12 protein-coding genes are annotated in these 12,321 nt (G+C 38.6%); 5 read left to right on the top strand and 7 right to left on the bottom strand.

Features of this window, described 5'->3' with window-relative positions; all coding sequences use genetic code 11:
• Window positions 1-28: 28 nt before the first annotated feature.
• The gene (leuS, locus tag BMG01_RS00065) at window positions 29-2,455 is read right to left on the bottom strand and encodes a leucine--tRNA ligase (protein WP_004913750.1); all 2,427 of its coding nucleotides are present in this window, start codon (window positions 2,453-2,455) and stop codon (window positions 29-31) included.
• A gap of 346 nt (window positions 2,456-2,801) precedes the next feature.
• Between leuS and BMG01_RS00070 the strand changes: the two genes are divergently transcribed.
• From BMG01_RS00070 to BMG01_RS00080, 3 genes are read left to right on the top strand one after another with little or no spacing between them, the layout of a single operon-like run.
• Entirely contained in the window at window positions 2,802-3,443 is a 642-nt protein-coding gene (locus BMG01_RS00070; RefSeq protein ID WP_036067711.1) for a phosphatase PAP2 family protein, read from the top strand.
• Window positions 3,427-3,948: a hypothetical protein gene (locus BMG01_RS00075; RefSeq protein WP_004913756.1), complete on the top strand. Its 522-nt coding sequence runs from the start codon at window positions 3,427-3,429 to the stop codon at window positions 3,946-3,948. The genes BMG01_RS00070 and BMG01_RS00075 overlap by 17 nt, the downstream gene beginning before the upstream one ends.
• A gap of 2 nt (window positions 3,949-3,950) precedes the next feature.
• Window positions 3,951-4,718, top strand: a complete 768-nt coding sequence (locus BMG01_RS00080) for a peptidylprolyl isomerase (RefSeq protein ID WP_004913759.1) — start codon at window positions 3,951-3,953, stop codon at window positions 4,716-4,718.
• A gap of 35 nt (window positions 4,719-4,753) precedes the next feature.
• On the opposite strand, the gene BMG01_RS00085 is transcribed toward BMG01_RS00080, so the two are convergent.
• Together BMG01_RS00085 and BMG01_RS00090 are read right to left on the bottom strand one after the other, a co-directional pair.
• A complete protein-coding gene (locus BMG01_RS00085; protein ID WP_004913761.1) occupies window positions 4,754-5,194 on the bottom strand; it encodes a universal stress protein in 441 nt (146 codons plus the stop codon).
• A gap of 119 nt (window positions 5,195-5,313) precedes the next feature.
• A complete protein-coding gene (locus BMG01_RS00090) occupies window positions 5,314-6,048 on the bottom strand; it encodes an amino acid ABC transporter ATP-binding protein (protein WP_004913764.1) in 735 nt (244 codons plus the stop codon).
• A 139-nt stretch (window positions 6,049-6,187) separates the two neighbouring features.
• Here BMG01_RS00090 and BMG01_RS11245 point away from each other — a divergent pair, with 139 nt between their 5' ends.
• Complete coding sequence (locus BMG01_RS11245) at window positions 6,188-6,325, top strand: hypothetical protein (RefSeq protein WP_004913767.1); 138 nt, start codon at window positions 6,188-6,190, stop codon at window positions 6,323-6,325.
• Between the two features lie 86 nt (window positions 6,326-6,411).
• Here BMG01_RS11245 and tuf read toward each other — a convergent pair whose 3' ends face one another.
• From tuf to BMG01_RS00105, 3 genes are all read right to left on the bottom strand, one after another.
• Entirely contained in the window at window positions 6,412-7,599 is a 1,188-nt protein-coding gene (gene tuf / locus BMG01_RS00095) for an elongation factor Tu (protein WP_004913772.1), read from the bottom strand.
• Between the two features lie 164 nt (window positions 7,600-7,763).
• Window positions 7,764-8,687, bottom strand: coding sequence for a hypothetical protein (locus tag BMG01_RS00100; RefSeq protein WP_004913774.1), 924 nt, complete (start codon window positions 8,685-8,687; stop codon window positions 7,764-7,766).
• A 108-nt stretch (window positions 8,688-8,795) separates the two neighbouring features.
• The gene (locus tag BMG01_RS00105) at window positions 8,796-10,643 is read right to left on the bottom strand and encodes a ribonuclease J (protein ID WP_004913777.1); all 1,848 of its coding nucleotides are present in this window, start codon (window positions 10,641-10,643) and stop codon (window positions 8,796-8,798) included.
• Window positions 10,644-10,907: 264 nt separating this feature from the next.
• Between BMG01_RS00105 and BMG01_RS00110 the strand changes: the two genes are divergently transcribed.
• A complete protein-coding gene (locus BMG01_RS00110) occupies window positions 10,908-11,549 on the top strand; it encodes a hypothetical protein (protein ID WP_004913779.1) in 642 nt (213 codons plus the stop codon).
• Window positions 11,550-11,625: 76 nt separating this feature from the next.
• Here the strand turns inward: BMG01_RS00110 and BMG01_RS00115 are convergent, their stop codons facing one another.
• On the bottom strand, window positions 11,626-12,240 hold the full coding sequence (locus BMG01_RS00115) for an ECF transporter S component (RefSeq protein WP_004914897.1): 615 nt from the start codon (window positions 12,238-12,240) through the stop codon (window positions 11,626-11,628).
• Window positions 12,241-12,321 lie beyond the last annotated feature (81 nt).

Consider the following 12,321-nt stretch of genomic DNA (forward strand, 5'->3'; position numbering starts at 1 on the left):
ATTGACAAATGCCACAACATGTAATTTCTTAGCTTACTACAATATTAACAAACTTACCAGGAATCGCAATAACTTTACGAATTTCTTTGCCGTTAATGAAGTTTTGGACATTATCATCTGCTTTAGCAGCTTCGACCATAGCATCTTTGTCAATATCTATGGCGACAGTTGCCTTACCACGTACTTTGCCGTTGACCTGGAAAATAATTTCGGCTGTGTCTTCAACAAGTTGTTTTTCATCATATGTTGGCCAAGGTTCATAACTAACACCTTCCGTATGACCAAGTTTTTGCCATAACTCTTCAGCCAAAAATGGTGCAATCGGTGCTAACATTTGTACAAAGCCATTCATATACTGAATTGGCAAAGCATCTGATTTATAAGCTTCATTCACGAAAACCATCAATTGTGAAATAGCCGTATTGAAACGCATATTTTCTAAGTCGTCAGTTACTTTTTTCACCGTCTGATTATAAACTTTATCTAAATCACCAGGGTTAACTGTCGTTACGTGATCACGCAACTTTCCCTCATCATCAACTAGTAATCGCCAAACACGATCCAACCAACGACGTGAGCCAGCAACACCTTCTTCAGACCACGGTTTACTTTGTGTTAATGGTCCCATAAACATTTCATATACGCGTAGTGTGTCGGCACCATAATCATTAACAATCTCATCTGGATTAACCACATTGCCTTTTGATTTAGACATTTTTTCATGATTTTCACCTAAAATCATGCCTTGGTTAACAAGTTTTTGGAAAGGTTCTTTAGTAGGTACAACACCCAAATCGTACAAGAACTTATGCCAAAAACGGGCATACAATAAATGCAAAACAGCGTGTTCAGCACCACCAACATACAAATCAACATTCATCCAGTATTTCAACTTTTCTGGATCTGCTAAAACCTTTGAATTATGTGGATCCACATAACGCAGGAAATACCAAGAAGATCCCGCCCATTGTGGCATAGTGTTGGTCTCACGTCGTCCTTTAACACCATCTTCTCGTGTCACATTTAACCACTCAGTTGCATTGGCAAGTGGCGATTCTCCTGTTCCTGAAGGCTTCAACTGATCTTGTGTCATTTCTGGCAGACGAAGTGGCAACTCTTCCTCAGGTACGAGAGTTTGTGTCCCGTCTTCCCAATGAATGACAGGAATCGGTTCACCCCAATAGCGTTGGCGAGAGAAAATCCAGTCTCTCAATCGGTAATTGACTTGTTTATGTCCTGCGTGATTGTCTTCCAACCATTCAATCGCTTTATCAATAGCCTCTTGCTTGTTTAATCCGTCCAAAAATCCAGAATTGATATGCGTGCCATCACCAGTATATGCGGCTTCATTAACGTCGCCTCCAGCAATTATAGGTGTAATTGGCAAATCAAATTTCTTAGCAAAGGCATAATCACGTTCATCATGAGCTGGTACCGCCATAATTGCACCTGTACCGTATGACGCCAATACATAATCAGCAATCCAAATTGGCAATTTTTCGCCATTTATAGGGTTAATACCGTAAGCACCAGTGAAGGCGCCCGTCTTGTCTTTATTAAGATCAGTCCGCTCAAGATCAGACTTTGTGGCAACAATCTCCTGATATGCAGCAATTGCTTCTGCTTGATCTGGTGTTGTAATTTTTTCAATTAGGTCGTGCTCGGGCGACAGCACCATATATTTAGCGCCGAAGAGCGTATCAGGTCGTGTGGTGTAGACTTCGATTTCGTCATCAAAACCATCAACTTTGAAGTTAACAGAAGCACCAGTTGATCGACCAATCCAATGCCGTTGTTGTTCTTTAATCGCTTCAGGCCAATCTAAATCTTCTAAATCATCTAACAAACGATCTGCATACGCAGTAATACGCAAAACCCATTGCTTCATAGGTTTGCGATAGACAGGATAACCACCACGTTCAGTCTTACCGTCAACAACTTCTTCATTGGCAACAACAATGCCACCACCCGGAAAATCTGGGGCCCAGTTAACCATAATCTCATCTTCGTAAGCCAAACCCTTTTCGTACAACTTTTCAAAAATCCATTGTGACCACTTATAGTATTCTGGATCGGTTGTATTAATTTCTCGTGACCAGTCAATCGAAAAACCTAAAGACTTGATTTGCTTTTTAAAAACTTGGACATTTTTATTTGTAAAACCAGCTGGATTATTACCAGTTTTGATAGCATATTGTTCAGCCGGCAACCCAAAAGCATCCCAACCAATTGGATGTAATACGTTGAAACCATTGGCGCGCTTGTAACGACTAACAATGTCTGTTGCCGTATACCCTTCTGGATGTCCAACATGCAGCCCTTGCCCTGAAGGATAGGGAAACATATCCATCACATAATACTTTGGTTTATCTGATTGATCTGGCGCTTTAAAAGTTTGATTATCCTCCCAATATTTTTGCCATTTATGCTCAATTTCTTTGTGATTATATGCCATAATTTATTCCTTTGTGTGCTTTATTTAAGTTGGAACATCAAGAAACCGTTAGATTAACCACCTTCAAATAAAAAAACCTATGCCATGCAAAAAAGCATGACATAGGGTGAAATTTGAATTCACGGTACCACCTATGTTCACGTACGACTACGTCTCTAATTGCCTTAACGCGAGCATACGTTACAGACTACTTGACATTTCACCCGTAATTCAGTCAACCGAGTTCCGTATTTTGTTTGATAAGTTTACAGCGCCACTTATTCTCTACAACCCCGCCATACTTACTAATGTTGACTGTAATGCTTTCATTATATCACATCTTTACGCAATCGGGTATAATCATTATATGCGTAAAATACAAAAAATTTCTATTCTCCCTTGCATATCTTTGGCAGTTTTTATTACTTTAACAGTTGGTGTTTTATTAAAAGCTAAGTTCATTCAGCAATTTGACAACTTTGGGCAGCAATTAATTCAACATTACGATCATAAACATAATTGGTTTTTCACGACGATTACTAGTATTGGTAATGTCAGTTGGTGTGCAATTATTCTGATAACTATTTCACTTTGGCTCATCTACCACCATTTTTATCGCGAAACACTATTTATTGGATTTAATGTGATTGTGTTTGCAGGATTAAGCAATCAAATTGTTAAAAACATTATCACCCGACCGCGCCCAACACCTCATTTAGTCCCTACATCTGGATTTAGTTTCCCGTCTGGTCATGCAATGGTATCTGTTTTGTTGTATGGTAGCTTGATTATCATCTTACATCGCCATCTAAAGTCTAATTGGCAACGTCGTGTAGCTTCCTGCTTATTACTTGGATTAATTATTTTAATTCCCATTAGTCGTGTTTATGTCAACGTTCACTACCCGAGTGATATAGTCGCTGGGATGGCAATTGCATACACAATGCTTTATATCAGTCAACAACTATTTTTTAACAATAAAGGAGTACCTGATGATTCCCTCAAGTAACACATTTACACATCAAATAATTGAACAAAATATTAAAATCGGTGATTTGGTTTTGGATGGAACAACAGCTAATGGCGTTAATACACGTTTTTTAGCAACACGCGTGGGCAACGAAGGTCACGTATTGAGCTACGCAACAACAAAAGATAACGCCAACGCCGCAGCCGCATCTCTCTTCATGAGCGGGCTATCAGAACGTGTCACTCTGCTTGGTCATAATCTGACGCAGCAATTAAGCACTGATATGGGTGAACGAAAACAAATTAGTATTGCAATTTTTGATTATTCATCTGATACAGAGAACACAAATGACAAACCACCACATTTTATCAATCAAATTGACTTGGTTTTGCCAAAACTAACACATGGTGGTCTCTTGATTACAAAATTTAATGCAACGCCAAAAGATTGGCTAGATTATTTGTCAGAACTTATTCCAGAAGATTTCAATCAAGCTAACTATACGACATCTGCAACTCAGACATTTATCATTGAAAGGATTTAATCATGAAAAAATTTGCACCACAAATCATAATGGCGGTGATTCTTGTACTACTAATTGCTGGTATTGTTGGCTACCAGCATTTCGCTAACTCAGCAAACTCAGCGACTTCAACCACAAAAAAGGATCCAAAGTTAGAAAAAGTTGCTTTGCCTCAATTGACTAATGCTGTATCTGAGAATGAAAGTGAAGTAACGCTGCATACGAGTTATGGCGATATCACTATCAAACTATTCAACAAATATGCACCATTAGCTGTTGAAAACTTTATCACCCATGCCAAACAAAGTTACTATAACAATACAATTTTTCACCGTGTGATTAACAACTTCATGATTCAGGGTGGTGACCCCAAAGGTGACGGCTCAGGCGGAGAGTCAATTTGGAAAGGTAAAGACAGCAGTATTGACAGTGGTAATGGTTTCAAAAATGAAATTAGCACATCACTTTATAATATTCGTGGCGCCGTATCAATGGCCAATGCTGGAGCAGACACAAATGGTAGCCAATTTTTCATCGTTCAAAATAAAAAGAATCTCTCAAAGCAAGTCGATGAAAATAATTACCCTTCAAAAATATATGATGCCTATAAAAAAGGCGGTGTGCCTAGCCTAGATGGTGATTACACAGTATTTGGTCAAGTAATCAAAGGCATGTCAGTAGTAGACAAAATTGCTGAAGCAAAGGTTGAAGACAGTAGTTCAGGAGAAGCTTCAAAACCAGTTGATCCTGTCAAAATTACGAACATCACGATTATTAAAGAGGCCAAATAAAAAACACCAAATGATTTTCAACATTTGGTGTTTTTTTACTTTTCAGAAGTACGCATGATGAGAACATCTGTATTAGCAACTTGTGTCACAAATGATGGAACAGTTCCCGCCATTGCCCGTTGTAGTCGACTCAACCCTGTTTCCCCAATCACAATCAAATCATTTTTGTGATCCTTAGGAAAATGTCGAGCAATAACTTGCTTTGGTGATCCAAAACGAACATGAACATCAACATCAGTGTGACCTAAACTCTGCGCATATTCATAAGCTTTGTTAATTGACGCTTCAGCATCTTGCTCCATTTGATAAACAACATCATCACTCATCGCAATTGAACCAAAATAGCCACCGCCATTGGTGTCAACAACAGTTAAAATGTCAATGTGTGCTTCTGGAGCAAATTCAACCACCTTTTTTATTAAAATGTTTGATACATCTGATCCGTCGATTGCTACTAAAATATTCTGATATGCCATGACCCAACCTCTTATCGTTCTTGATACTTTTATTATAACGCTATTTCTTCGAAAATGTAAGCGCTTTTACTAACTTACATCATTTTCAGTAAATTTAAGTATCAACCGCAATCAAGAGATTATAGAACTTTCTGTAAAAAATCTTGTGCGCGTTCTGTTTTGGGCGTTTCAAAGAAAGTTTTAGGTTCAGCAATTTCCTGAATGCCGCCATCAGCCATAAACCAAACTTTATCTGCAACTTCTCGGGCAAATCCCATCTCATGTGTGACCACAATCATTGTCATGCCATCCTCAGCCAATTGTTTCATTACCGCCAATACTTCACCAACCATTTCTGGATCTAATGCACTAGTCGGTTCATCAAAAAGCAACATATCTGGAGACATGGCCAATGCACGTGCGATTGCAACACGCTGCTTTTGTCCACCAGAAAGGCTTGCGGGATATTGGTCCGCCTTGTCAGAAAGTCCGACCTGCGTCAATAACTGCTTGGCTGTTTCTGTGGCAATTTTATCATCTTGCCCCTTAACTTTAAGGGGTGCTAATTTAATATTTTCAAGAACTGTCAGATTTGGGAATAGATTGAACCCTTGAAAAACCATACCCATTTTTTCACGCAATTGATCAAGCTGATTTTCATTTAAACTAGTCAGTTGGTTTTCCTCAAACAAAACCTCGCCACTTGTTGGTTTATCTAACATATTGATAGCTCTCAAGAATGTTGATTTACCAGCACCTGATGGTCCAATGACAGCAATTACCTCGCCTTTCTTTACATTAACGTTAATATCTTTAAAAACTATTTTGTCACCAAACTTTTTTGTTAAATTTTCAATCACCAATAAATCAGCCATATCGCTCTCCGTTTCGAATTATTAATTTATATTATACATGATTATCATATATATGCAGTTTATATACATAATAATTTGAATAAAATGTATATTTTTGCATAAAAAATAATGTAAAATTAAGAAAAAGTGGAGGATCATAATGGCAAAAATTGTTAATCGTGAAGAAACACAAACAACCCCGATAGATGACTTATTCATTTTACCAAATGAAAAGGAAGATGATGTTGCACGAACAGCTGCTTTAGGACGAGACAGCGAGACTGAGACACATAAATAATCACACCAAACAAGTATGCAATAGCATACTTGTTTTTTTATAAAAAAAAAGGACACGCAATGCATGTCCTTGTAAAACTAATAATATTAGTCTTCGATTTCAGTAACTGTACCGGCACCAACAGTGTGGCCACCTTCACGAACAGTAAACTTCAAACCTTGTTCGATGGCAACTGGTGAGATCAATTCGATTTCGAATGTCACTTGGTCACCAGGCATAACCATTTCAACACCTTCTGGCAACTCAACAACACCAGTAACATCTGTTGTGTGGAAGTAGAATTGTGGACGGTAGTTTGTAAAGAATGGTGTGTGACGACCACCTTCTTCTTTGCTCAAAACATAAACTTCGGCTTTGAACTTCTTGTGTGTTTGAATTGAACCTGGCTTTGCCAAAACTTGACCACGTTCGATTTCGTTACGATCAACACCACGCAACAATGCACCAATGTTGTCACCCGCTTGAGCTTCTTCCAAAGTCTTACGGAACATTTCGATACCAGTTACAGTAGTCTTCTTAACTTCATCCTTCAAACCAACGATTTCAACTTCAGTACCAGTAGTCAATACACCACGGTCAACACGACCAGAAGCAACTGTTCCACGACCAGTAATTGTGAAGACGTCTTCGACAGGCATCAAGAAAGGCTTGTCAGTTTCGCGCTTTGGTTCTGGAATGTATGAATCAACAGTATCCATCAATTCTTCGATAACCTTAACTTGTTCAGGGTCACCTTCCAAAGCCTTCAATGCTGAACCCTTGATAACAGGAATATCATCACCAGGGAATTCATATTCAGACAAAAGTTCACGAACTTCCATTTCAACCAAGTCGATCAATTCTTCATCATCAACCAAGTCTGTCTTGTTCAAGAACACAACAAGATAGTCAACACCAACTTGACGTGCCAACAAGATGTGTTCACGCGTTTGTGGCATAGGACCATCAGTTGCAGCGACAACCAAAATAGCACCATCCATTTGAGCGGCACCAGTGATCATGTTTTTAACGTAATCCGCGTGACCTGGGGCATCAATGTGGGCATAGTGACGCTTCTCAGTTTCGTATTCGATGTGAGAAGTGTTAATAGTGATACCACGTTCTTTTTCTTCAGGCGCGTTATCAATTTCAGCAAAATCAGTTGCTACTTTACCTTGCTTTTCAGACAATACCTTTGAAATAGCAGCAGTCAAAGTCGTCTTTCCGTGATCGACGTGTCCAATAGTACCAATGTTAACGTGGGGCTTAGTGCGAACGTAAGTTTCCTTAGCCAATGTAGTTTCCTCCAAAATTCATTTTTCAGTAATTCTGAAAAATGTTTATAAATATATTTTACAACGCAAGCCGTCAAAAGACAACAAGTAACTTGCATTTTTCCGGCTCTTGAAGCCAAAAATTATTATACCGACTTATTAAGAAAATGTAAACACTTTTAACATTAATTTTCAAAAAAGCTGTTTGTAATTTCATTTACTTTATCATGCCAATATTTTTGCAGTCCAACTTCAGTATGATTTGATTGTCCATAGTAGTGATCTAGACTGCTATCAACCCAGCTGTCAGCATCAATAATCACGTCGTCAGTTTGTGGGTACAAAAGTGTTAGCTCTAATCTCATTTGATGGGCTAACATTTCCAACGCTACAGGATCTTCTTGACCCAATCGATCGTCAATTAATGTCGCAATTTTTTCAAAAACTTCGGAACTCGTCAATGGATTAATTTGGTCAAGACGGATAGTGTAAAGTTGTTCATCTAACCAGCGATATTGAACGGGTTCTTGAATATCTAGCTTTTGTAAATCTTCTAACAAAGTTGCGCGTATTAGCGGCAAGGCAAATGGATCAACTAATAAAAATTTAGCGCCGATAACAAAATCAGCCACCGGTAGCCTTCTAGCAGCCTCGTAACGATTACGTTGCGCATCCAAGTCGTAGTCGCTCATGTGATAAAACTGACGACTAATCGTTGCTAAAGTTGTTGCCATTGTTTCTTTCGCATGATTTTCAGCCGTTCTGATTTCATCTAAAATTTCTGACTGTGTCTGTTCATCATCCCATAACATCGCCAATTGTTGCGCATAAACAAAGCTCTGATTTTGGACTGCCAGTGCAACTATCATGCGAAAATGTGTTTCATCATCGAGATATTCTGCCAAAAAATCGTCAGCATAAGAAGATGCTAATTGATATTGTTCATCCATAAATAAGGCTGTCACTAAGCGATTGTTAATATCAAAAGTCTGCAAACTTTCATATAAATCAGCCAGTGTTTCTGCTGCATCGTGCCAGTTTTCTTGTTTCATTTCCACCTGCGCACGGTTAATAAGTTCCTGTGTTTCTGGCGTAATATGGTCAGTCATTTTTTCGGTCACATAACAAATTATGACAATTAAAACTCAACTCATAATTGTTACGATACTCCTTTCTTGATTAGTCAAAAACCCAACTCACTTGAGTTGGGATTTTTGTTATTCAGCCGCTTTAGGTTGCGGACGGCGATTGTTTGGACGACGTGGTCCTTTCTTAACAGCCTTTGTCACCTTAGTAACATTGGGATTATTTGGTTTTTTTGGTGTTTGGCGCTTATTTGATTGTGCACCAGACTGTGTCGCCGTTGACTTATGGTTATTTGGTCGTCTGTTTTGATTAACTTCCATTACCACGGGCATCACCATTGGGCGACGACGAGTCTGTTCAAACAAGAATCTTGAAAGTACTTCTCGAACACTATTTTTCAGCTCATTCCAGTCAAAATTCTTCGTATTATTGAGGTAGTCTTCAATTTGTTTAATCGTCAAGTCTGAAGCTTCTTTCATTAAGTCACGGTTTGCTTTAACATAGACAAAACCACGCGACGTCAGCTTAGGTTTTGAAACAACTTGCCGTTTTTTACGATCAATCGTCACAACAGAAACAAAAATACCATCTTCAGATAAAATGCGTCTATCACGTAGAACCACATTCCCTATATCCCCAATACCAGCGCCATCAATTAGTGTTTCACCAATTGTAAATGAATCTTGTAACTCAAAGTGATCATCTAACCATTTGAATTGATCACCTTTCATAGCCATCATGATATGGTCTTCGGGAATATTGACTTCTTCAGCAGCGTCTTTTGCGGCCGTCATCACGCGATACTCACCTTGAATAGGCATAAAATACTCTGGTTGCATAATGTTAATCATCATTTGTAAATCATTTCGTGAGGCATGACCACTTGACCGCATATCATTACTGATCTGTTTAACATCTGCTCCCTGCTTAAACAGCATATCACGTGTCTTCGCAACAACACCCTCCATTGCAGTTGAAGGCGTCGTTGTTATAAACACTAAGTCCTCTTCGCCAATATGAACATACTTATCCTCGCCATTAGCCATACGATTCAAATGTTTAATTGGTTCTCCCATTCGACCGGTTTCTAGAATGACGGTTTGACCAGCTGCCAAATTTTTGGCATTTTTCAAATTCACAAAAAGCTTATTTTCAGGGATTGGCAAATCCAACTTTTTCAAACGAATTGCTGTTCTCACGACATTTTCAATATCGTTCCCTGACAAAACCAGTTGCCGTTTTGTTGCAGCAGTGGCATTGATTACTTGCTGAATTCTTTGAATGTTTGAGGCAACTGCAGCAACAATAATACGCTTCTTTTTATTGTCTCGGAAAGTCTCTAAGATATAATCGCCAATTTTCGATTCATTAACTGAGTCAGCGCCACCTTCTGTACCAGCCGCATCGGCCAACAATGCCAAAACTTTACTTTGCCCAACTTCAACTAGACGTGCAATATCTGTCCGATAGTAACTTTCAGCAGTTTGGTCGAATTTGAAATCGCCAGTATATACAACTTGCCCGTATTCAGTCCCTAGCACAATCCCTAGCGATTCTGGAATTGAGTGTGTAGTATTGAAAAATGATACCTTGACATCGCCAAAATCAATTTCCGTTTTTTCATTGACAATATGATAATCGTCGTAATCTTTTAAGGCGTCTTGCTCCTTGATAGCCAGTTTAGCTAATTCAATCGTTAACTCAGAACCAAATATTGGCACATTTACTTGTTGCAGAAAATAAGGTAATGCCCCAATCGCATCAGCGTGTCCATGTGATAAAAATACACCAGCAATTTTATCTGTATTTTTGATTAAATACTCAAAATCTGGTACAACCACATCCACACCGAGTTGATCAGTTTCAGGATATTTCAACCCAGCATCTAAAATAAAAATTTCGTCATTCACAGTCACAGCATACATGTTTTTCCCGTTTTCACGGACTCCGCCAAACGGAATAATACTTAAATTAGTCATAATTCTTCCTTATAAATGGTATTGGAAAATAGCAAGCAACAACGTTGTTTGCTTTTTCTTTTTTCGTATAAATCTTAACAGGATTCTACTGGTCTTAAAACACTGAGGTCATCCTTGTTGCTTGTCTCGATACGTCACTAGTTTCTATTTTAACATACTTTTCTCTCATTTTCTGTTATTATTGGTGTAGCATACTTTCGGTTATTGCTAGTGGATCAGATAATTGGCAATGGCCACCCTACTTCAGAAAGGAATTTATTTTTCATGCAGCGTCAACCCTTTAAAAAGTCTCACAAAAAGCGGAATTTAATTATTGCATTAGTGATCATCGTCGTCCTGTTGATTGTCAGTTTCACAGTTCTTGGACACCAATCAAATAACATCAAAACAACAACTTCATCATCAAGTACCAGTTCAAGTAAAAAGAAAAAAACGACGGCAAAAAAAGCAACCTCTAGTTCAGAAACTACAATGGTATCTTCTAGTAGTGAAGTTGTTTCGGCTGAAAGTTCAAGCACTGTGACTGTGGCACAAGCACCAGCGAGTGCTAGTAGCGAAGTTGCGGCTGCTATTAATAGTGCAAAGCAAAATGCAACACAAGCACCTGTTGATAGTTCAACCAACAGCAGTAGTGTTTCATCAAGTGCCACTTCAAGTAGTGTTGCAACCAGTGTTGGTAATTGGACACTTTCAGCATATAACAATTTAAGCTTAGGTAGCGTCTCGTATGATAGCGTTCAACAAACTTATGGCGCCCCAACCTATTTGACGGCCGATAACCAATATGCCTATGCCACGTGGCAAAGTCAAAGCGGCGCCAAAGTGGTCATTGTATTTACACCGAGTGGCAGTGAAACTAACGTCCAATTGATTGCTAGTAGCAAATCACAAACTGGACTTCAATAATATAAAAAGTCAATTTCAATATCGAAATTGACTTTTTATATTATCACGAAGTTGATGATCATCAAAGCTTTGTATTTTATCCATTAAGGCCAGCCCTTTGCGCCATTGGCACTATAACATTGCCAATAAAAGTAACAAGAATAACACCAGTGATAACTTCAAATAAACTATTAAATGATACGAGACTAACCAGCCATCCTAACAAATTATGATTCGGAATACCAGTAAAATTGGTTTTCATCACTGTAAAACCTACTACTGTGAATAATACCACACCTACTGTATTGATGAGAGCAGATAATGCCCCTAAAGCACCCAAACCGAGTGTACGCAAACCAGCCTTTTTCTGACGAAGCCACCGATTAAATAACCAGCCCACAACAGCACCAATCAAAATTCTTGGAACAAGCGCGGTGAAAGGATTTTGAAACATCAATGAACCAATCGTGCCAGGAGTTGACCAAGCTTGCCATAAAGTAATCACACCCCAAAAACCACCCAAGAACGCACCCCACTTGCCACCTAAAATGATAGCCGCTAGTGCCACAGTAAATTGAATAATTGTAGGCTGCGCGCCGACAATCACAGCGCCTAGTGGAATGTATCCGAGCCATGGCACTAACACTTGTAGCAAAATAATCGCCATAAAAAAGGTCGCTACAATCAAATATTTTGTCTTATTATTGGTCATGATAATCACCTCTTATACTTATCTATTGTTAGTATACATTATTCCATTGAAGATTTCTCAATATAATATTTGTTTTTATCG

It is taken from the genome of Leuconostoc sp. BM2, assembly GCF_002095565.1.
GTDB classification, from domain to species: domain Bacteria; phylum Bacillota; class Bacilli; order Lactobacillales; family Lactobacillaceae; genus Leuconostoc; species Leuconostoc falkenbergense.